The 20,059-nt window shown below is 70.7% G+C and carries 16 protein-coding genes; all 16 read right to left on the bottom strand.

The features are described 5' to 3' along the window. Window positions 1-10: 10 nt before the first annotated feature. Window positions 11-1,186, bottom strand: a complete 1,176-nt coding sequence (gene dinB, locus Ari01nite_RS03400; protein WP_203779153.1) for a DNA polymerase IV — start codon at window positions 1,184-1,186, stop codon at window positions 11-13. A gap of 32 nt (window positions 1,187-1,218) precedes the next feature. Continuing rightward, a complete protein-coding gene (locus Ari01nite_RS03395; RefSeq protein WP_239162441.1) occupies window positions 1,219-1,848 on the bottom strand; it encodes a carbohydrate-binding protein in 630 nt (209 codons plus the stop codon). Window positions 1,849-1,850: 2 nt separating this feature from the next. After that, window positions 1,851-2,909 (bottom strand): ABC transporter ATP-binding protein, encoded by a 1,059-nt coding sequence (locus tag Ari01nite_RS03390; RefSeq protein ID WP_203779146.1) that lies wholly within the window; start codon window positions 2,907-2,909, stop codon window positions 1,851-1,853. A gap of 10 nt (window positions 2,910-2,919) precedes the next feature. Then, window positions 2,920-4,008, bottom strand: coding sequence for an ABC transporter ATP-binding protein (locus tag Ari01nite_RS03385; protein ID WP_203779144.1), 1,089 nt, complete (start codon window positions 4,006-4,008; stop codon window positions 2,920-2,922). Window positions 4,009-4,046: 38 nt separating this feature from the next. Then, window positions 4,047-5,024, bottom strand: a complete 978-nt coding sequence (locus Ari01nite_RS03380; RefSeq protein ID WP_239162440.1) for an ABC transporter permease — start codon at window positions 5,022-5,024, stop codon at window positions 4,047-4,049. Between the two features lie 109 nt (window positions 5,025-5,133). Continuing rightward, complete coding sequence (locus Ari01nite_RS03375; protein ID WP_203779140.1) at window positions 5,134-6,876, bottom strand: ABC transporter substrate-binding protein; 1,743 nt, start codon at window positions 6,874-6,876, stop codon at window positions 5,134-5,136. 32 nt (window positions 6,877-6,908) lie between these two features. Next, on the bottom strand, window positions 6,909-7,931 hold the full coding sequence (locus Ari01nite_RS03370) for an ABC transporter permease (RefSeq protein WP_203779138.1): 1,023 nt from the start codon (window positions 7,929-7,931) through the stop codon (window positions 6,909-6,911). 595 nt (window positions 7,932-8,526) lie between these two features. Continuing rightward, window positions 8,527-9,441 carry a TIGR03619 family F420-dependent LLM class oxidoreductase gene (locus tag Ari01nite_RS03365; protein WP_203779136.1) on the bottom strand — a complete coding sequence of 305 codons (915 nt, stop codon included), beginning with the start codon at window positions 9,439-9,441 and terminating at the stop codon, window positions 8,527-8,529. Window positions 9,442-9,474: 33 nt separating this feature from the next. Continuing rightward, window positions 9,475-10,899, bottom strand: a complete 1,425-nt coding sequence (locus tag Ari01nite_RS03360) for an Hsp70 family protein (protein WP_203779135.1) — start codon at window positions 10,897-10,899, stop codon at window positions 9,475-9,477. A gap of 123 nt (window positions 10,900-11,022) precedes the next feature. After that, complete coding sequence (locus Ari01nite_RS03355) at window positions 11,023-11,736, bottom strand: tetratricopeptide repeat protein (protein ID WP_203779133.1); 714 nt, start codon at window positions 11,734-11,736, stop codon at window positions 11,023-11,025. A gap of 35 nt (window positions 11,737-11,771) precedes the next feature. Then, on the bottom strand, window positions 11,772-12,815 hold the full coding sequence (locus Ari01nite_RS03350; protein WP_239162439.1) for a LacI family DNA-binding transcriptional regulator: 1,044 nt from the start codon (window positions 12,813-12,815) through the stop codon (window positions 11,772-11,774). A 106-nt stretch (window positions 12,816-12,921) separates the two neighbouring features. Next, the gene (locus tag Ari01nite_RS03345; protein WP_239162438.1) at window positions 12,922-14,196 is read right to left on the bottom strand and encodes a DUF1996 domain-containing protein; all 1,275 of its coding nucleotides are present in this window, start codon (window positions 14,194-14,196) and stop codon (window positions 12,922-12,924) included. Window positions 14,197-14,204: 8 nt separating this feature from the next. After that, window positions 14,205-15,938 carry a discoidin domain-containing protein gene (locus Ari01nite_RS03340; RefSeq protein WP_203779131.1) on the bottom strand — a complete coding sequence of 578 codons (1,734 nt, stop codon included), beginning with the start codon at window positions 15,936-15,938 and terminating at the stop codon, window positions 14,205-14,207. A 94-nt stretch (window positions 15,939-16,032) separates the two neighbouring features. Continuing rightward, the gene (locus Ari01nite_RS51645) at window positions 16,033-17,406 is read right to left on the bottom strand and encodes an MFS transporter (protein ID WP_203779129.1); all 1,374 of its coding nucleotides are present in this window, start codon (window positions 17,404-17,406) and stop codon (window positions 16,033-16,035) included. 140 nt (window positions 17,407-17,546) lie between these two features. Further along, a complete protein-coding gene (locus Ari01nite_RS03330) occupies window positions 17,547-18,872 on the bottom strand; it encodes a hypothetical protein (RefSeq protein WP_239162437.1) in 1,326 nt (441 codons plus the stop codon). Further along, window positions 18,859-20,055 (bottom strand): type III PLP-dependent enzyme, encoded by a 1,197-nt coding sequence (locus Ari01nite_RS03325; protein ID WP_203779128.1) that lies wholly within the window; start codon window positions 20,053-20,055, stop codon window positions 18,859-18,861. Before Ari01nite_RS03325 ends, Ari01nite_RS03330 begins: the two co-directional genes overlap by 14 nt. Window positions 20,056-20,059 lie beyond the last annotated feature (4 nt).

Raw genomic sequence — 20,059 nt, 5'->3', positions numbered from 1 at the left:
CTGTTGGACCCTAGTCGGGCAGGATCGGCACCGACGGGCCGAGGGGGCGGCCCAGCGTGGCGGCCCGGGTCAGCGCCGTCGAGCCGAAGCGGTCGCGGACCGCGTCCATGGCGACGTCGAGGCGGTCGTCGGCCAGGTCGTCGAAGAGTGAGGGCTGCACGACGCCGTCGCTGTCGAGGTTGCTCACCGCGAGGCCGACCAGGGTGAGGCCGCGTTCCTCGATCATCGGGCGGGCCTCGGTCAGCAGGGCCCGGGCCGTGTCGAGCACCGTGCGGGTCTGCATGGTGGCCTTGAGCAGGCTGCGCGAGCGGGTGGCCCGGCCGAAGTCGTCGAAGCGCAGGCGCAGCGTGACCGTGCGGCCGGCCCGGTGTGCCCGGCGCATCCGGCGGGTGACCCGGTCGGCGAGGGCGGCCAGGGTGGCGTCGATTTCGTGGAACGGTCGCGGGCGGCGGCCCAGCGCGCACTGCGAGCCGATCGAGCCGCGCCGGTGGCCGACCCGCACCCGGCGCGGGTCGCGGTTGTGCGCGAGCGCGTGCAGGTGCCGGCCGGCCCCCGCGCCCAGCATGGTGACCAGCGCGGCCTCGCCGATCCGGGCCACGTGGCCGACCGTGTTGATCTGGCGCTCGCGCAGTTTGGCCGAGGTGACCGGGCCGACGCCCCAGAGCCGCTCGACCGGCAGCGGATGCAGGAACCGGATCTCCTCGCCGGCCGGCACCTCGAGCAGACCGTCCGGTTTGCCGACCGCGCTGGCGACCTTGGCCAGGAATTTGGTGTCGGCGATCCCGACCGTGATCGGCAGCCCGGCCCGTTCGCGGACGTCGGCGCGCAACTTGGTGGCGATGACCCGCGGCGTACCCCTGATCTTGTGAAGCCCGGTGACGTCGAGGAACGCCTCGTCGATGGAGATGCCCTCGACGATGGGAGTGGTGTCCCGGAAGATCTCGAACACCGCCTTGCTGGCCGCCGTGTAGGCCGACATGCGCGGCGGCACCACCACGGCACCGGGGCAGAGCGCGCGGGCCTGGCTGACCCCCATCGGGGTGCGCACGCCGCGGGCCTTGGCCTCGTAGCTGGCGGCGAGCACCACCCCCATCCCGACCAGCACCGGCCGGCCGCGCAGCGCCGGGTCGTCGCGCTGCTCGACGGACGCGTAGAAGGCGTCCAGGTCGGCATGCAGGATGGCCACGCCGGAATATTAGTACAGATGTTCGAAGTGGGCTATCGCCCGAACAGCAGCCAGTTGACGTTGAGGAACTCGTCGTCGTCGTTGCGGAGGAAGACCAGGTGGACGGTGTGCACGCCGGTCACCGGCTCGGTGAAGGTGACCTCGTCGGTGCGCCATTGCTGCCAGCCGCCGGTGCGGGTCACCCGCAGCGTGCCGATCGCGGCCGCGTCCGGGTTGTCCAGCCGGATCTCCATCCGGCCGTTGTCGTCATCGTCGTCGTCGGCGTCCGACGCCACCCGGATGTCGACCTTGGTGGCCGCGACCGGGCCGAAGTCGAAGTCGTCGAAGCTCAGCGAGTCGCCGTTCTTGATGAAGCCGACGTTCTGCCCACCGCCCTCGTCCTCGGTGTCCTGCGCGTCGACCCCGTTGCGGGCCGAGGCGGACTCGGCCTGCACGGTGGGATAGATCCGGGGCTTCGGCGCCTCGCTGGTCGGCGCGGGCTCGGGCGCGGGTGCCACGCTGCCGGCGGCCGGCAGCGTGGCCACCTCGGCCGGCGTGTCCTGCCACCGCCCGATCAGGTAACCGAGCAGCAGCAGGCCGACGGCGCCCAGGCCGATCAGAACCCGCTGGCGGGTCCGGTAGGCGCGGGTGCGATAGACGGATGGGGTGACGGGGTTGGCCAAGGTCAGGCCGTTTCGGCGACGATCGACTCGCGCGGCGGCTCGGCGAAGTGGCAGGCGGCCCGTTGGTGCGGCGACTTCTCCTCCAGCGGCGGGTCCTGGGTGGCGCAGATGTCCTGCGCCTTCCAGCACCGGGTGCGGAACCGGCAGCCGGACGGCGGGTCGACCGGGCTGGGCACGTCGCCGACCAGGCGGATGCGATTCTTCGGCGGGACGCCGCGGACCACCGCGATGTCCGGCACCGCGGACAGCAGGGCCTGGGTGTACGGGTGCTGCGGCGACTCGTACAGCTGGTCGCGCGGGCCCTCCTCGACCATGCGGCCCAGGTACATCACCGCGACCCGGTCGCAGAAGTGCCGCACCACGCCGAGGTCGTGCGCGATGAAGACGAACGCGATGCCCAGCTCTTTGCGCAGGTTTTCCAGCAGGTTCATGACCTGGGCCTGGATCGACACGTCGAGCGCCGAGACCGGCTCGTCGGCCACGATGATCTTGGGCCGGGCGGCGAGCGCGCGGGCGATGCCGATGCGCTGGCGCTGGCCGCCGGAGAACTCGTGCGGGTAGCGGTTGTAGTGCTCCGGGTTGAGGCCCACGACCTCGAGGAGTTCCTGCACCCGGGCCAGCTCGCCGCTCTTGGGCACCATCTCGTGGGTCCGCAGCGCGGTGCCGACGATCGTGCCGACCGTGTGCCGCGGGTTCAGCGACGAGTATGGGTCCTGGAAGATCAGCTGGATCTCCCGGCGGTACGGCCGCAGCTGGCGCTCGGACATGTGCGCGATGTCGACGCCCTGGTAGCGGATCTCGCCGGCGGTCGGCTCGAGCAGCCGGGTGATCAGCCGCGCCGTGGTCGACTTGCCGCAGCCGGACTCGCCGACCAGGCCCAGCGTCTCGCCGGGCTGCACGGTCAGGCTCACCCCGTCGACGGCCTGCACCCACTTGGTGCCGCGCACGAACAGGCCGTCGCCCTTGGTGCGGAAGTGCATCTTGACGTCGTCGAGCTGGAGCAGCGGCGCGCCCTCCACCGAGCGGACGCCGGACTTGGCCGGGGTGGTGGCAGTGGTCATCTCGCGTCCCTCACGGCAGCCGGGGCAGGATCTCGGACTCGAACACCTTGTCGGGTTCCTTCAGGTGGCACCGTGAGGCGCGGCTCGGGTCGGGGGTCCTCGGGACCAGTTCGGGCTTGAGCGTCCGGCACAGATCGCCGCCGACCCGCTCGCGGAACTCGCACCGCGGGTGGAACGCGCAGCCGCTGGGCAGCGCGAGCAGGCTCGGCGGGGTGCCCGGGATCGGGTGCAGCGGTCCGGGGGTGCCGGACACCGCCGGGATGCTCTCCAGCAGGCCCCAGGTGTACGGCATCAGCGGCTTGCCGAGGATCTTGTCGACCGGGCCGTGCTCGACCGCGTTGCCGGCGTACATCACCAGGATGTCGTCCGCGATCTCGGCCACCACGCCGAGGTCGTGGGTGATGAAGACGACCGCCGAGCCGAAGTCGCGCTGGAGGTCGGCGATCAGGTCGAGGATCTGCGCCTGCACGGTCACGTCGAGCGCCGTGGTGGGCTCGTCCGCGATCAGCAGTTTGGGGTCGTTGACCAGGGCCATCGCGATCATCGCGCGCTGCCGCATGCCGCCGGAGAACTCGTGCGGGAACTGGTCGACGCGGCGTTTCGGGTTGGGGATGCCGACCCGGTCGAGCATCTCCACGGCGCGCGCCTTGGCGGCCCGCTTCGACACGTTGTTGTGCTGCCGGTACGACTCCGTGATCTGGTCACCGATCTTGAAGTACGGGTGCAGCGAGGACTGCGGGTCCTGGAAGATCATCGCGGCGTCGGCACCGCGGAAGCCCATCAGGTCCTTGTCCGACATGCCGACGACCTCCTTGCCGCCGACCTTGATCGACCCGGAGATCCAGGTCGTCTTGCGGTCGTGCAGGCCCAGGATCGCCATGCTGGAGACGCTCTTGCCGGAGCCGGACTCGCCGACGATGGCGAGCGTCCGCCGCAGCGGCAACGAGTAGCTCAGGCCCTGCACCGCCTGCACCTTGCCGTCCGCCGTGGGGAACTGGACGTGCAGGTTGGAGACTTCCAGGAAGGCCTCCTCGTCGGACCGGGGTGGCCGGGGCATACGAGCGGAGGTCTGTGGGGCCCGGAGCGTCTGATCGGTCATGTTGCCGCCTTGCGGGACTGATGGGGTGCCGGCGGAGGTCATCCGAGCCGAACCCGGGGGTCGAGGACCGTGTACAGAATGTCTACCACCAGGTTCATGGTTACCAGGACCGTGGCGCCGACCACCACGCCGCCCATGAGCACCGGCAGGTCGTACTGGCTGAACGCGTTGAGCAGGCGCAGGCCGAGGCCCGGCAGCTGGAAGATGCGTTCGGTGAAGATCGTGTTGACCAGCTGGTACGCCACGTCGATACCGAAGATCGTGACGACCGGGGTCATGGCCGCCCGCAGCCCGTGCCGGTAGACCACACGGCGTTCGGAGATGCCCTTCGAGCGGGCGGTACGGGTGAAGTCCTGCCCCATCGCCTCGATCATGGAGGCGCGCGAGTACCGGGTGTACGACGCCGAGTTGGTGAGCCCTAGACACAGCCAGGCCGCGAGCAGGCCGCTGGCCCAGGCCAACGGATCGTCGAAGAACGGCACGAACTGCGACCGCGGCAGGAACGTCGCGTACAGCGAGACGATCAGGGCCACCACGAAGTAGGGGATCGAGCCGACGACCAGCGAGCTGCCGACCGCCATGCGGTCCAGCGTGGTGCCTCGGACCCGGGCGGCGAACGTGCCGATCAGCACGCCGACGATCAGATAGATGGTCGCGCCGCCGATCACGATCGACAGGGTCACCGGTACGGCGTTGGCGAGCAGCTCGGTGACCGGGACGCCCAGGATGTACGAGTAGCCGAGGCAGGGGGCTTCGCAGTGCCGTTCGACCCCACCGGTGGTGAAGGTGCGGCCGACCACGATGCCCTTGAAGTAGAGGGCGATCTGTTCGACGGCCGGCTGGTCGAGGTTGAGGCTGCGGGTGATGTCCTCGATGCGTTCGGGGGTGCACCGGGTGCCGCAGACGACGCCGGCCGGGTCGGTGGGTGCGACGAAGAACAGCATGAAGCTGGCCACCACCGTGACTATCACGACCGAGATCGCGCTGATCAGTCGTCGCAGGATGTACAGCAGCACGGCGGGCACCTCGTCGTTGAGAAAAGGGTGTGCGGGGGAACGAAAAGCTGCTTGGTGCTACCGGTGGCCCGGCCGAAGACCGGCCGGGCCACCGGAGTTACTGACGAGGTCAGCTCTTGAGGTACATGTCCAGCAGGTACGGCATGCCGACGGTGGCGTCACCCACGGTGCCACCGACGTTGGTGCCGACGAGGACCGCCATCTTGGTGTAGTACCAGGGCAGCGCCACGTACTGGCCCATGATCTTCTGGTCCAGCGCGGCCCACTTGCTGGTGGCGTCGTTGGTCGGCAGCTTCGCTACGTCCTCGATCTCCTTGTCCAGCGCGGTGTCCTGGAGGAAGCCCCAGGCCGTGCCCTCCGCGATGGCCTTCGACTGGAACATGACCGGGATCCAGCTGGAGCCGGTCGGCCAGTCGGAGCACCAGCCGCGCGGACCCTGGTTGAGGTTGACCGGAGCGTCGTAGTCCGAGACCTTGGCGCGCAGGTCGGCCGTGGCCACACCGATCGCCTTGACCTTGAAGCCGGCCTTGGTCATCGCGTCGGCCCGGATGTTCGAGATCTGCTGCGAGATCGGCTTGGAGTTGTCGTAGTACCAGCTGACCTCGAAGCCGAGCTTGCCGGCGTCGGTCAGGATCTTCTTGGCGCCCTCGGGGTCACCGGCACCGGTGCCGGTCAGGTCCGGGAACGGGGTGTACTTGGTGTGACCCGGCACGCCCGGCGGGAGGAAGGTGCTGGCCGGCTCCGACGTGTAGTCGTTGTTGCCGTTCGCCTTGGACAGCGCGTCCCACGGCTGCGCCTTCGCGATCGCCTTACGGACGTTGATGTCGGTGACCTTGCGGGTGTCGATGTTCAGGATGTACACGCAGGGGCTCTCACCCTTGATCAGCTGGTTGGCCTTGTCGCCGGTCAGCTGCGGGATGAGCGAGGCGTCGATCTCCTCGTACTGAACGGCGTTGGCGTCCTCGCCGGCGCTGTTCAGAACCTTCTGCTGGGTCGAGACGAGCTCGCCGCCCCACTTGAAGCTGAAGGCGTCCGGGTACTGGTGCCGGACCGGGTCGGTGTTGGCGTCCCAGTTCGGGTTCTTCTTCAGCGTGAGCGAGGTGCCGGCGGTGTACTGGTCGAACGCGTACGGGCCGGTGGCCAGCGGGCGGTTCTTGTAGTCCTGCTTGGTGTCCTTCGCCTTCGGGATCGGCGTGAACAGCGGGAAGGTCAGGTAGAACGGCAGGTCGGAGAACGGCTTCGCCAGGTTGATGATCAGGGTGTCGGTGCCCTGGGTCGCCACGCCGGCAAAGGTGTCACCGTCGGTGTACGGGCCCTTGTACTTGTCGCCGTCCTTGAAGTACGACAGCTGGTACGCCGGGCCGTTCGCGTAGATGTCGTGCGCGAAGGAGCGCTTGATGGCGTACGCGAGGTCTTCGACCTTGACCTCGGTGCCGTCCTCGTACTTGATGCCCTGCTGCATCTTGAAGGTCCAGCTGAGCTGGTCGGACGACACGGTGCCGAGGTCGGTCAGGTCGGGCACCAGAACCGGCTGCCCGTTCCGGATCGCGTACTGCGTCGGGGTACGGAACAGCAGCTTCCCGATCTCGTTCGAGTCGGTGTAGTAGATGTCGGTCGGGTCGAACGTCGACGGCGTCGTCTGGGCGTAGACGATCAGCGTGCCGCCCTTGCGCGAGCCGGGAACCTCCGGCGCCGGGCCTTTCGCGTTCGGGTCGGTCGCGCTCTGCTGCGCCGAGATCTTGCCGGTGTCGGCCTTGCCGGAATCGTTGTTGGACGACGGGCTGCCACAGCCCGACAGCACCAGGGCAACGGCAGCTGTCGCCGCCACGGCCACCTTGAAGCGCCTTGCCATTTCTCCTCTTTCTTTACAGGGCGTCGACGGGGTCACCGTCGGGTGCGGGGATCGAAAGCGTCTCGGATCGAGTCACCGAGCAAGCTCAGCGACAGCACCAGGATGCTGATCGCCAGGACAGGCAGCCACAGGTAGAGCGGGTCCGCCCGGTAGTAGGTCGTCGCGTTGGCGATCGTGAGCCCCCACGACGGGGTCGGCTCGACCAGACCCACACCGAGGAAGGTCAGACCCGCCTCGGCGACGATGTAGGTCGGCAGGGCCAGCGAGGTGGAGATGATGATCGGCGCCACCAGGTTAGGCAGCAACTCCTTGAACAGGACCTTGCGGGTCGGCACGCCCAGCACCTTGGCGGCGGCGATGAACTCGCGCTCGCGCAGCGAGAGCACCTCGCCGCGGATGAGCCGGGCCAGACTGGCCCAGCCGAAGAAGGAGAGGACGATGATCAGTGACGCGAACCGCGCCCGGGTCACCTCGGTGACGCCCGCCGTGCTCGCGTCTTCGACGAACATCGTCAGGAGCACGGCCGGTACGGCGATGGCGAACAGGAGGTAGGGCAGGCTCAGCACGAAGTCGATCACCCAGGAGATGACCCGGTCGACCCAGCCGCCCAGGAAGCCGGCCACGAGACCCATGACCACGCCGACGATGCCGGTGATCACGGTGACCGTGCAGGCCACGATCAGCGAGGGCCGGGCGCCGTAGACGAACCGGGCGAAGAGGTCGCGGCCCAGCCGGGGCTCGATGCCGAACCAGTGCTCGCTGCTGACCACGAAGGTCGGGTAACCGTACTCGTCGAGCAGGTCCTGGTGCAGCGTGGACGGGTCCTGGCCCTCGAGCTTGGCGAGCAACGGGGCGAAGATTGCGATCAGGACGAAGAAGATGAAGATGCCCAGACAGGTCATCGCGACCTTGTCCTTGCGCAGGCGCGCGAGGGCGATCTGGGTTGGCGACCGGTGTCTGGTCTCGACCTTCCTCTTCTCGCCGGTGGGTGAGTTCATCGCATCGAGCGGGGCGCCGGTCCGGGCCAGTCCGGCCTCCTCGATCAGCGGTTCCACACTCAATCACCTCCATCGAACGACACACCCTCACATGCGTCGTGCGTGAGAGGTATTCGGATGCTGCGGTTGGGAAGGTAGTCCGGAACTGGGCCGTAGGAAATGAGTTGACGCATCGAATGAATAACGGCCCGCTGAAAGCCTGGCGCCCGAAGCGTCACATCGGGTAGGCCCGTCGGAGGGCACGAAACTGCTAGTTTGAGGATTAAACCGCCCATAGTGTCAGTCAAGATCGCGCCGTATGTCCGTTATCACAACCCAAAGGGCAATCGTACTGTTGCGCAAAGTCATCGAAGTCCAGTTCAGGAGATCGTAGACGGCTGTTTCGCCGGGGTTTCGCCCTCATGTCGATCTTGCGTACTCCGTTCCTTCAGTTCCTTCGGTGTTGAGCGCTCCCACCCGGAAGATCTTCGGCGGAAGGGCGTTCCGGGGGTGGGATCGACGGTGGGATGGTCGTCGTACAATCGCTTCTGTGTTGATCACCGTCACTCTCCGATCATGTCGGGGACGCCGTCCCGCGCTAACCCGAAGGCCATTCCGATAACGATTGGCCCGCCATTCCGGCCAATTCCCGGGACTTCGACCACCGTCTTACCTACCCGTCAAGTCGGGTCGGCGCCAAGGCGGTGATGATCTCCTCGGCACGCGCGGTTGCCAGCACCGGGTCGGCGTCCGGCGACCCGATCAACGGGTCCCAGTTGAGGTCGTAGAAGAGTTCGGTCACGCCGGCCTCCTGGTACCCCCGGGCAGCGTCGCGAATCGCGGCGAAGTCCCCGGACAGTGCCACCCCCTCGACCGGCTCGCCGGCCCGCACCACGCCGCGCACCACGATCCGGACCAGGTCCGGGTCGCGGCCGGCGGCCGCGGCCGCCGCGCGCACCACCTCGGTGCCCCGCCGGATGTCGGCGAGGCTGGCCCGGCTGCTGCTCACCCATCCCGCCGCGATCCGGCCGGCCCGGCGCAGCGCCGCCTCCGCGGTGCCGCCCAGCAGCACCGGTGGGCCACCCGGCTGCACCGGCGGCGGGTCCATGACGCTCGGTGGCACCCGGTACAGCGTGCCGTCGAAGCTGGCCGGCCGGTCCTGCCACAGGGTGCGCAGGGCGGCCAGATATTCCTCGATGCGCCGGCCGCGCGGGTGCGGGTCCGAGCCGGTCGCCACGAACTCGGGCTCCGACCAGCCGGTGCCCAGGCCCAGGTCGAACCGGCCGCCGGAGAGCACATCCAGGGTGCCGGCCTGTTTGGCCAGGTAGGCCGGCGAGACGAAGGGCAGGTTGATCACGGCGACGCCGAGCCGGATCACCGAGGTGCGGGCCGCCGCGTAGGTGAGTGCGAGGAGCGGGTCGAGCACGCCGCGGTACACCGGCGCCAGATCCTGCTCGACGCCCACCAGGAGCCGCTGGAACGTCCACAGCCCGTGGTAGCCGAGGTCCTCGGCGCGGACGGCGAACCCGGCCAGGGACGCCGGCGTGGCCCACGCGCCGGAGACCGGCAGCCCAAAACTGATCAGCATGCACCAACCGTAACGGGCAGATAAGGGACGGAATCAATGGCCGCGGGCGTATTCGCGGGCCAGCACCTCGCCCAGTTCGCGGAGCCGGGCGTCCGGCGCGGCCGCCTGGATGGCGGCGATGAAAGAGGTGTACGCGGCGCGCAGCCCGGCCCGGTCGCCGTCCTCCGTGCCGGCCAGCATCCAGTAGCTGGCGTCGGCCACCGGGCGGAAATCGGCCGGGGTCTCGGCCGGCGGCATCGGTAGCGTGTCCGGCGGGCCGGCCGCCTCGGCGGGTGACGCGAACCCCGGCTCGTCCGGCTCGGCCATCTCGGCGCGCAGCCGCAGATTGGCACTGAGCAGGCCGGGGCGGAAATCTTCGAAGGTGAGCGCCGGCTCGTACTCGCGGGCCAGCAGGCCGGCGCCGCGCGCGTTCAGCTCGTCGGGTTCGAGGCCGGCCGGGATGTCGCCGACGTTCAGCCCGAAGTAGCCGGCCAGCCGGGTGCGGATCGACGGGATCCGGCTCGAGCCGCCGGCCAGCAGCACCCGGTCGACGCCGTGCCGGCCGATGCCGTGCTCGGACCGGGCCGCGGCCAGTGCGGCGGCCAGGTAGCCCAGCGACTTCGTGACGTCCGGCTCGATCATCGCCTCGAAGGCCCGTCGGGACAGCGGCACGCTGGTGCTGATCGTGGCGGTCAGCAGCGGCAGTTCGAGCACCGTGGTCTCGGCCGTCGACAGCTCGCGTTTCCGGCGTTCGGCCTCGCGCCGGATCTGGGTGCGTACGTGCTCGTCCTGGCTCAGGTCGACGTGGTGCCGCTCGCGGATCTGGCGCAGCGCGTAGCCCACGATGTGCTCGTCGAAGTCGTCGCCGCCGAGCCGGGGGTCGCCGGCCGCGCCCAGGACGCTCACCCCGTCCGGGCCGACCCGCACGATCGCCGTGTCGAAGGTGCCGCCGCCCAGGTCGTAGATCGCGTAGGTGCGTTCCCGGTCGCCGGCCCCGATCGCCACCGCGGCCGCCACCGGGTCGTCCACCAGGCGCCGCACGTTGAGCTGGGCCAGCCCGGCCGCCTCCCGGACGGCCCGGCGCTGCGTCTCACCGGCCGACCCGGAAACGGTGATCACCGCGTCGTGCACCGGGCCGCCGAGGAACGCCTCGGCCCGCCGCTTCAGCTCGATCAGCAGGAACGCGCAGATCTCCGGCGGCTGGTACTGCCGGCCGCGCAGCCGCAGCCGCTCGCCACTGCCCAGCTCACGTTTGATCCCGGTGATCACCGGTGGGGTGCCGCCGGCCGGTGGCCGGCCCACCACGATCTGCCCGGCCGGGTTTTGCCCGACGACGGCCGGCAGCGCGTGCGCTCCGGTCGGGCCGGGGATGACCGTGATGGCCTCGCCGTCCCACACGGACATGGCGCAGGACGTGGTGCCGAGGTCGATGCCGAGCACCGGATGGTAGGAGCCAGACGAGTCGCGCCGACCGGTCAAGGCCGCCCCCTATGACCAGCAGTAACTGTCCATAAGTTACCTGGGTCGGGGACCCGACAGAACTGATCGTGATCGATCCGTCGGACATCCGACGAAGGCTGGACAGCCGGCCGTGCGGGCGCCTCAGCCGGCCAGGCGCTCGGCGTCGCGCAGCGCCTGCTCGGCCCAGCCGATCCGCTGGGCGGTCAGGCCGGCGGCCCGGGCCTGGTGCACCGCCTCGTGCAGCAGCCGCAGCGCCTCGGGCCGGTTGCCGGCGGCCAGTTCGGCCTCGCCCAGGGCCAGCGTGCCGGTCGCCACCCGGCGCGGGTCGCCGTACCGCTCCCGCAGCACCTGGGACATCCGCAGGTGGCGCAGGCCCTGCTCGCCGTCGCCGGTGACATAGACGTGGTAGAAGCCGATGTGCCGGTGCACCTCGGAGCGCACGATCTCGTCCGCGTACCGCTCGGCCAGCGACAGCGCCTCCTGATAGAACGGCATGGCGGTGGGCCAGTCACCGCGCAGCACCTGGTGCACGAGGCCGAGCCCGAACAGCGACTCGGCGGCGCCGGCCGGGTCGTCCGCGGCCCGCTGGATGGCCAGCGCCTCGGCGAACATCCGCTCCTCGGCGGCCCAGTCGGCCTCGGCCAGGTCACCGGCGATCGCCGAGAAGTGGGCCAGCATGCCGAGCCGGGTCAGCGCCGTTGCCTCGTCCACCCGGTTCCGGGTCTGCCGCGCCCGGTCCCGGGCCGCCAGCAGCAGTTGGTGGGCAGCGACGAAGTCACCGGTCCGGAACGCGGCCTCGATCAAGGCCTCACTCCCGGCCGCGAGCAACGCCCCCGCCGTCGGCTCGCTCCCCATAGGGCCAGACGGTAACCCGATGGGCCAACCGGCCGTCAGGCGGAGTCGCGCACCACCAGGGTGGGCTGGAAGGTGACCGACCGGGGCAGCCGGCCGGGCGCCGCGATGTGCGCCAGCAGCACCTCGGCCATCTCGGCGGCCATCTCCTCGACCGGCTGCCGGACCGTGGTGAGCAGCGGCCGGCAGTCCAGCGCCGCGCTGCTGTCGTCGAATCCGACCACCGCGAGGTCGTCCGGCACCCGGCGGCCCAGGTCCTGCACGGCGCGCAGCGCGCCCTCGGCCATCAGGTCGCTGGCCACGAACAGGCCGTCCACCTCGGGGTGCTCGGTGAGCAGCCGGCGGGCCGCCGCCTCGCCGCCGGCCCGGGTGAAGTCGCCCTCGACCGACGGCACCGCATCGAAGCCGTGCTCGGCCAGGTAGGCGCGGTAGCCGTCGAGGCGGTCGAGGCCGGACGGGATGTCCAGCGGGCCGCTGATGGTGGCCAGCCGCCGGCAGCCGCGGGAGAGCAGCCGCTCGGCCGCGAGCCGGGCGCCGAGCCGCTGGTCGACGTCGACGAAGCTGACCGCGATCGGCGAGGTGGGCCGGGCCGACACCACCGCGGGGATGCCCAGCTCGTGCACCTGGCGGGGGAGGGTGTCCTGCTCGTGGCTGCTGATCAGCAGGACACCGTCGACGTGGCCCTGACGCAGGTACCGGATCACCTGGTGGTGGTCGGTGGAGTCGGTCGGGATGACCACCAGGTGGATGTCGTGCGGGCGCAGCGCCGTGGTGGCGCCGGCGGTGATCCGGCCGAAGTACGGGTCGGTGAAGATCCGGTTGAGGAACGAGTTGTTGTCCGGCCGGTCCGGCTCGCTGATCACCAGGGCCACCGAGTTGGAGCGCCGGGTGACCAGGCTGCGGGCCGCGACGTTCGGGACGTACCCGGTTTCGGCGATGGCCCGCTGGACCATCTCGCGGATCTTGGCATCCACGCTGGGTGCGCCGTTGATCACCCGGGACACGGTGGCGCGGGACACGCCGGCCGCCTCGGCGACCTGGTCCATCGTCGGATGCCGCCCGCTCGCGGGCCGGGAACTCATGCGGTCTGTTATAGCACCGGGACCCGAGGCTCGGAGAGCGCTCTCACGGCCACGGGTGCCGCCACTGCCGAAGCTGGCGGCACCCGTGCTCATATCCGGGCCTCCATCAGGCGGTACCGTCCGTGCCGCACTTCACGATGATGCGGATGCAGTTGTTCACCCGGCGGGCCAGTTCGTCGACCGGCCAGGCGTTGAAGAAGTCGCCGTGCATGGTGTAACCCGCGCCGGAGGCCAGCCGGAAGTTCGCCGGATTGCCGTTGACCGGGTACCGCATCACCTGCCGCAGCTTGGGCACCACCACCGGGTGGCTGGCCGGGCAGGCGTTGCCGACCGGATACGCCATGTGGCTCTTGTGATCCGCCGAGTCCAGGTTCCGGCCGTCCCAGCAGTGCGGGAAGTCCAGGTAGGACTCCAGCATCGTGCCGGTCGGGCAGTTCACGAAGTCGGACGACGAGCCCACGTGCCCGGCGTGCAGACACGACCAGCGGGCGATCGTGTTGTCGGCCGGGCCGGTCGCCCGCGCGTTGCCGGCCACCACCCGCAGGCCCAGCGGGAACGGCTGGGTCTGCGCGATCAGGTCGTCGCGGACGCCCTCGCCCAGGTAGTAGAAGATGCCGGTGACCGGCTCCACCGGGACGTTGTTCTGATAGAGCGTCGGGATCCAGTACGACGACTTGTCGATCGACGGGTTGCAGTTGCTGTTCGCGTTGAGCAGGTCCTGCGTCGTCGAGAACGCGTTCGTCACGGTGCTGCCGAAGAAGCTGTGCATGTGCGACGCACCCGGCAGGCCGGGGAAGATGATCGGGTCGTCCGGCAGCCGGTGGCTGAACGGGCAGTCGGCAAGGAACTCCGCGACCCGGACCGCGCCCGGCGGAATCGTCGGTGCGGTCGGCGTGGTGCCGCCGCCGCTGCCGAAGACCTGGAACTCAGTGAGCGAGACACCCCACTGGGTGGCCCGCGCGGTGGTCTCCAGCCGCACGTACCGGCCGGTGCCACTCACCGCGAGCGTCTGCCGGCCGCCGGTGCCCGACGTGGTGCTGTAGGCGGTGGTCCAGCTGCTGCCGTTGGTCGAGGTCCGGATCGAAAAACTGCGGGCGTACGCGGCCTCCCAGTCGATCAGGACCGAGGTGACCGTGGCACTGGCGCCCAGGTCGACCTGCAACCACTGCGGGTCGCTGAACGCGCTGGACCAGCGGGTGCCGAAGTTGCCGTCCACCGCGTTGGCGGCCGGGAAGGCGGCCGACTCGGTGGACGACGCGCTGGCCGTGCGGCCCTGCGAGAGCAGGGTGTCCGCGGCGCTTGCCGTGGACGGCACGAGCAGCAGGGACCCGGCGAGGACGGCGGCGGCGCCGCCGATCAGGAAGGAGGAACGTTTTCGCATGGCGGCCCTCACTGATAGACGCGGACGTAGTCGACGAGCATCTGCGACGGGAACGGGGTGCTGGCGTCGATCGGACCGGGGAAGTCGCCGCCGACGGCCAGGTTGAGGATCAGGTAGAACTTGTGGTCGAAGATCCACGGGCCGCGGGTGTTCTCCACGGTCTCCTTGCTCGCGTCGAACACCTGCCGGCCGTCCAGGAAGAACCGGATGCCCCGGCTGTCCCACTCGGCCGCCCAGACGTGGTAGTCCTGGGACAGGTCGACGGTCGCGTACTTCTGGCCGTAGCCGCCGCCCGCGTTGTAGGCCGGTGCGTGCAGCGTCGAGTACGCCTCGCTGGTGTTGCGGCCGAGGACCTCCATGATGTCGATCTCGCCGTTGTAGGGCCACGGGCGTCCGCTGAGGAAGTCCTCGCCCATCATCCAGAACGCCGGCCAGAGCCCGTTGCCCTTCGGCACCCTGACCCGGGCCTCGATCCGGCCGTACTGCACGTGGAACTTGTTGCTGGTGTTCATCCGGTGCGAGGTGTACTGCCGGCCCTGGTAGTCCTGCCGGCGGGCCTCGATGACGAGCTGGCCCTGTCCGTTCATCGACGCGTTCTCGCTGTTCGGCGTGTAGTACTGGACCTCACCGTTCTGCGGGACGCCGGGGTCCATGGTCCACTTCGAACCGTCCGGCTTGCTGCCCGAGGCGCCGTTGAACTCGTCGGAGAAGACCAGCCGGGTGGCCGGGAAGACCGGGTCGGCGGGCTTCGCGGGCGGGGCGGTGGGGTTGCCGCCGGTGCCGTAGACGCTGAACTCCCAGAGCGAATAGCCGTACGCGCTGCTGCGCGCGGTGCCGTACATCCGGACGTACCGGCCGGTGCCGCTGGCGTTGATCACGTCCTTGAGTCCGTCACCGGTGCTGGTCGAGTAGATGGTCGACCAGTTCGCGTTGTCGCCGGACACCTGGATCTGGTACGCGCGGGCGAACGCCGGATCCCACTGCAGGACCACCTGGCTGACCTGCGCGGTGGCACCGAGGTCGACCGAGATCCAGCCGGGGTCCACCCAGCCGTTGGTGGAACTGGTCGCCCAGCGGCTGGCCGGGTCGTTGTCGAACGCCTTGTCCGGGCTGCACGGGTTGCAGTTGACGTCGTTCTGCCAGGTCGAGGCCTGCGCCGGCTTGTTGTAGGACAGCAGCCGCGCGCCACCGGGGGAGGTGGTCGGTGGAGTGGTCGGAGTGCTGCCGCCGGAGAAGACCTGGAACTCCCAGAACGAGTAGCCGTAGAGTTCCAGCGCCCGCTGGGTCAGATTGATCCGGATATATCTGGCGTCACCCGCGGCCGGGATGTTCTGCTGACCGCCGCCGCCCGTGGTGGTGGCGTAGGCCTGCGTCCAGTTGGTGCCGTTCAGGGAGAACTGGATGGTGAAGGCACGCGCGTACGCCGCCTCCCAGTTGATCGCGATCCGGCTGACCGCGGTGCTGGCGCCCAGGTCCACCTGGAACCACTGGCTCGCGGCGAACGCGCTGGACCACCGGGTGCCGTTGTCGCCGTCGACCGCGGCCGAGGCGGGCGTGCCGGCCCACTCCGACGAGGATGCGGTGGCCGGCCTGTTCTGCGAGACCACGACCTCGGCGGCGTCCGCCGGCCCGCCGGCCGCGACGAGGTACGCGGTGGCGAGCCCGGCGAGGCCGGAGGCGAGGGCGAGGAATCGGGTGGGTGACAGCCGTCGGCGGCTGCCACCCGGGACGGGGGATGTCATGGGCGACTCCTGTGGGGATGTTTCGCGAGCGTTGCCCGTCGGGGAACGGGATGTGAAAGCGCTCTTTGTGTCGCCACTCTGAACCGGGGTTTTGTTACCTGTCAATGCCTGGTAGGGGCTCGGGAAGCGCTTTCTCAGGAGTGCCCAGGTCGGCGCCGGTTCCGGAACTTGACGCCTGCCTCGCGGCCCAGCCGAACAGGGCAACCGCGGGCAACAGGAAGAGTCCGGCGACCGAGATGCCGGCCCCGATCGAGCGGCGCTGGGCGACCAGGCCGGCGGGCGGCCCGCCGGCGATCTGGCCGAGCGCGTCGGCCTGCGCCTGGATCGAGAAGACGGTGGCCCGCGAGCCGGGCGCGGTGGCCGACACCAGCCAGATACTGAGGATCGGTCCGGAGGCGCCGCGCAGCAACAGCACGACGAGATAGAGCGCAACGGCGACCCACCACTCGCCGGCCATCCCGAAGCAGATCATCCCGGCCGCGGTGCCCGCCTCCACGCCCGCAACCAGCCATCCGGCGCGCCGCGCCGACAGCCCCGCCGGGCCAGCCGCGCCTGCCGCGCCTGCCGCGCCCGCCGTGGCTGCCGCGCCCGCCGTGGCTGCCGCGCCCGCCGTGGCTGCCGCGCCCGCCGGGACTGGCGCGGCCTCTGCGGTTTTCGGGTCGAGCCAGCGGCCGAGCAGCCCGGTCATCGCTATCGAGCCGAGAGCGGCCAGCACCGCCAGCCCGCCGAAGACCAGTTCCACCGGGCGACCGCCGGTGAACGGCAGCAGGAACGGCTGGCTCAGCCGGTCGAAGCCCTCGCTGCTCAGGCCCGCGAAGAAGGTGCCCGCCACGACGCCGGCCAGCAGCGCGCTGTGCCGCACCTGCCGGGCGCCGGCGGCCACCTGCCGGCCCATGGAGCGCCACGAACCGGTTTCGGTGGGGCGCCAGCGTTCGGTCATGAAGATCATCAGCAGGGCGGCCAGGCCGAGGGTGAGTATCCCGCCGGCCACGATCGGGACGGCCAGGCCGGCGGTGGCCAGGGCGACCGCGGCCAGGATGCCGAGCAGCCCGCCGGCCTGGGCGAACTGGCCGCCGCGGAGGAACGCGGCGGTGACCCGGTCCGGGTCGATCTCGTCGGCGGCCCAGGCCTCCTCGGCGCCGTCGACGCAGACCGCGCCGATCGACCAGATGACGTTGGCCACCAGGATCGCGGCGAAACTGGGCAGCAGGCCCCAGACCAGCAGGCCGGCGCCCATCAGGGCGTAACCCACGATCACCGAGAGCCGGCGGCTGACCAGGTCGGCGAGCACCCCGGTGGGCACCTGCGCCAGGAAGCAGACGGTCTCCATGACGGTGCCGACCAGCACGAGTTGCAGCGGCGACAGGCCCACCACGGTGGCCTGGTAGATCAGGTTGAGGGTGAACGCGGTCCGGCTCGCGAACGAGCCGAGGCCGCAGATGAGCAGGTAGAGACGATACGGCGACATGCGGAAGCTCTCCGAGGTGGAAGACTCCCGGTGCCGAGCGGGGGACTCCTAAAGGGTCATCAGCCCGCCGCGCCGCGCACAGCACCGGATGGACGCACGATGCCGCGTGGGGTTGTCATGCCGGCCACTCTACGGAACGGTCAGTGCGCCAGTCGACGGAATATGTGCGGGGCCGTGGTGATGCCGGCCCAGAGGACCAGCGAGGAGAAGCCGAGGATCAGGGCGGCCACGCTCGACACCGTGCCGATCGCCGCGCTGGCCGCCAGCACCGGTAGGGCCCGCACCGCGACCGCGCCGCCCAGCGCGCGGACCGAGGCGCTGTACGCGAGGTGCCGGGTCACCGACTCCGGTGCGGCCTCGGACGCCACCCGGGCGTCCATGTCGCCCTCGAACGCGGTCTGGGCCAGGCCGGCCACGAACTGCGCCACCAGCACCATCGGCGCGAACAGCGGGGCCAGGATCCAGCCGGCCAGCATTCCGAGGCCCCACAGCGACCAGCGCAGCACGGCCGGGATCTGGAGCCGGCCGATGAACGCCACCGCGGAGGTGGACAGCAGGCAGCCGAAGCTGAACGCGACCGCGGCGCCGGCCACCCAGCCGCCGCCGTGCAGTTCGGCGGTGATCGGCACGGCCAGCAGGGTGGGACCGGCCGCGATCAGCATGACGCCGCCACCGGCCAGCAGCAGGCGCGTCGACGGCAGCCGCCAGCCCTCCGGCTCGGCGCGGTGCGCGTGCCGGAAGCGCCGGCCGGCGTTGCGCGGCCGGGGCCTGGGCCGGGGCTCCGGCGGGGCGCCCAATCCGGCGGCCAGGCCGGCGGCCAGCCCGGCGGCCAGCACCGGGCGTCCGGCCGAGATCCGGGCCCGCCTTGCGGTCAGCACGGTGGGCAGCAGCGAACCGAGGTAGACCACGAAGACCGCGCCGAGCAGCCAGCCGGTCGGGTAGCCGTCCGGGCCGGTGGGCAGCAGCGCGGCCAGGGCCGTGCCGCCGGCCTCGACGCCGGCGATCGCCACCGCGTACCGGGTCATCGAACGCGGCGAGGCGTCCACCGCGGTCACCTCGGCGCGCATGCCGGCGAAGCCCGCCCAGGCGGCCACGTGCATCAGCACCACGGCCACCGCCACCACGCCGGACGGCAGCCCGGCCACCAGGCCGGCGAGCACCGCGAAGCGCAGCACCACCTCGAAGCTGGCGGCGCTGCGCAGCAGGGTGCGCCCGTTCATCCGGTGCGAGAGCCACCCGGTGATCGGGGCGGAGAGGACGACGCCGACCAGCATGGCGGCGTTGTAGAGGGCGGCCTCGGCGAGGCCGCCCCGGGAGGTGGCGAGCAGGACCACCACGGTCCAGCCCAGCGCCATGCCGAACGAGTCGACGACGCCGGAGACCAGCAGCTCCCGCAGCCGGCCGGCACGCCGCATCCCACCCGGTTGGGCGCGGCGGCGCCCGGCCCTGCGCTCAGCGTCGAGCACGGGGCTGACCCGTGCCCACGAAGACCGGCGTGGGTGGCTGGAAGCCGTTGAAGGCGGTTGCGTAGCTCAGCGAGTACGCGCCGGCCGAGCCGAAGTAGACGACGTCGCCCACGGTCACCGTGGCCGGCAGCGGAATCCCGTAGCCGATGGTGTCCGAGCTGTCGCAGGTCGGGCCGGTGATGGTGAACGGCAGCGTCTCGGTGCCGGGCAGTTCGGGCACCGAACTCCACACCGGGAAGTCCCAACCACCCGCGGTCTGCAGTGCCTCCATCAGGCCGTGGTACGTGCTGACCTCGACGAACAGCCAGTTCTCGTCGCCGCGCATCTCCCGGCCGATCACGGTCGCGGCCATCACCGCGGCCTCGGCGACCAGGTGCCGGCCGGGCTCGGCCGCGATCAGGGCGGGCCGGTACGGCAGTTCGGCCAGCGCGTCCTGGACGACCGCGCCGATCTCCTCGATCGACGGCACGCCGGCGCGGTACCGGGCCGGGAAACCGCCGCCCAGGTCGAGCATCTCGAGTTCGATGCCGTCGCCGCGGAGCCGCTCCATCAGCTCGCCCGCCAACCGGATCGCCGACTGCCAGGCCGAGGTGCTGCCGCACTGCGAACCGACGTGGAAGGTGACGCCGTACGGGCGCAGGCCGAGCCGGCGGGCCAGCAGCATGAGGTCGTACGCGTCCTCGACGTCGGTGCCGAACTTGCGGGACAGCGGGAACATGCTGTTGCTGTCGTCCACCCGCAGCCGCACGTAGACGGCCGAACCGGGCGCCTTCTCGGCGATCTTGGCAAGTTCGTTGGGGGAGTCGAAGCTGAACCGCCACAGGCCCATGCCGGCCGCGGCCGCGATCTGGCCCGGCGGCTTCACCGGGTTGCTGTAGAGCACGGTCGCCGGGTCGACGCCGAGGGCCTGCAGCATGCGCAGCTCGCCGATCGAGGCGACCTCGAAGCCGGCGCCCTGGTCGGCCAGGGTGCGCAGGATCTCCGGGGCCGGGTTGCACTTCATGGCGTAGAAGGTCGCGACACCGGGCAGCGCCGCGGTGAACCCTGCGTACCGCTCCGCGACCGTGTCGAGGTCGGTGACCAGGTACGGCGTCGGCAGGTCGACGACCCGCAGCGCATCCGGTGTCAGCGGCGCCGGCGCCGCCGGCGGGGCGAACTCGGACGCGATGGTACCCGTGGTCATGGGA

The sequence above is a fragment of the Paractinoplanes rishiriensis genome (genome assembly GCF_016862375.1).
GTDB lineage: Bacteria > Actinomycetota > Actinomycetes > Mycobacteriales > Micromonosporaceae > Actinoplanes > Actinoplanes rishiriensis.
This window is presented reverse-complemented; position numbering and strand designations above follow the sequence as displayed.

Coding starts and splice junctions, on each gene's coding strand:
- Ari01nite_RS03325 (WP_203779128.1), bottom strand. CDS start 20,055: ATGACCACGGGTACCATCGCGTCCGAGTTCGCCCCGCCGGCGGCGCCG.
- Ari01nite_RS03345 (WP_239162438.1), bottom strand. CDS start 14,196: ATGCGAAAACGTTCCTCCTTCCTGATCGGCGGCGCCGCCGCCGTCCTC.
- Ari01nite_RS03340 (WP_203779131.1), bottom strand. CDS start 15,938: ATGACATCCCCCGTCCCGGGTGGCAGCCGCCGACGGCTGTCACCCACC.
- Ari01nite_RS03385 (WP_203779144.1), bottom strand. CDS start 4,008: ATGACCGATCAGACGCTCCGGGCCCCACAGACCTCCGCTCGTATGCCC.
- Ari01nite_RS03365 (WP_203779136.1), bottom strand. CDS start 9,441: ATGCTGATCAGTTTTGGGCTGCCGGTCTCCGGCGCGTGGGCCACGCCG.
- Ari01nite_RS51645 (WP_203779129.1), bottom strand. CDS start 17,406: ATGTCGCCGTATCGTCTCTACCTGCTCATCTGCGGCCTCGGCTCGTTC.
- Ari01nite_RS03375 (WP_203779140.1), bottom strand. CDS start 6,876: ATGGCAAGGCGCTTCAAGGTGGCCGTGGCGGCGACAGCTGCCGTTGCC.
- Ari01nite_RS03350 (WP_239162439.1), bottom strand. CDS start 12,815: ATGAGTTCCCGGCCCGCGAGCGGGCGGCATCCGACGATGGACCAGGTC.
- Ari01nite_RS03390 (WP_203779146.1), bottom strand. CDS start 2,909: ATGACCACTGCCACCACCCCGGCCAAGTCCGGCGTCCGCTCGGTGGAG.
- Ari01nite_RS03355 (WP_203779133.1), bottom strand. CDS start 11,736: ATGGGGAGCGAGCCGACGGCGGGGGCGTTGCTCGCGGCCGGGAGTGAG.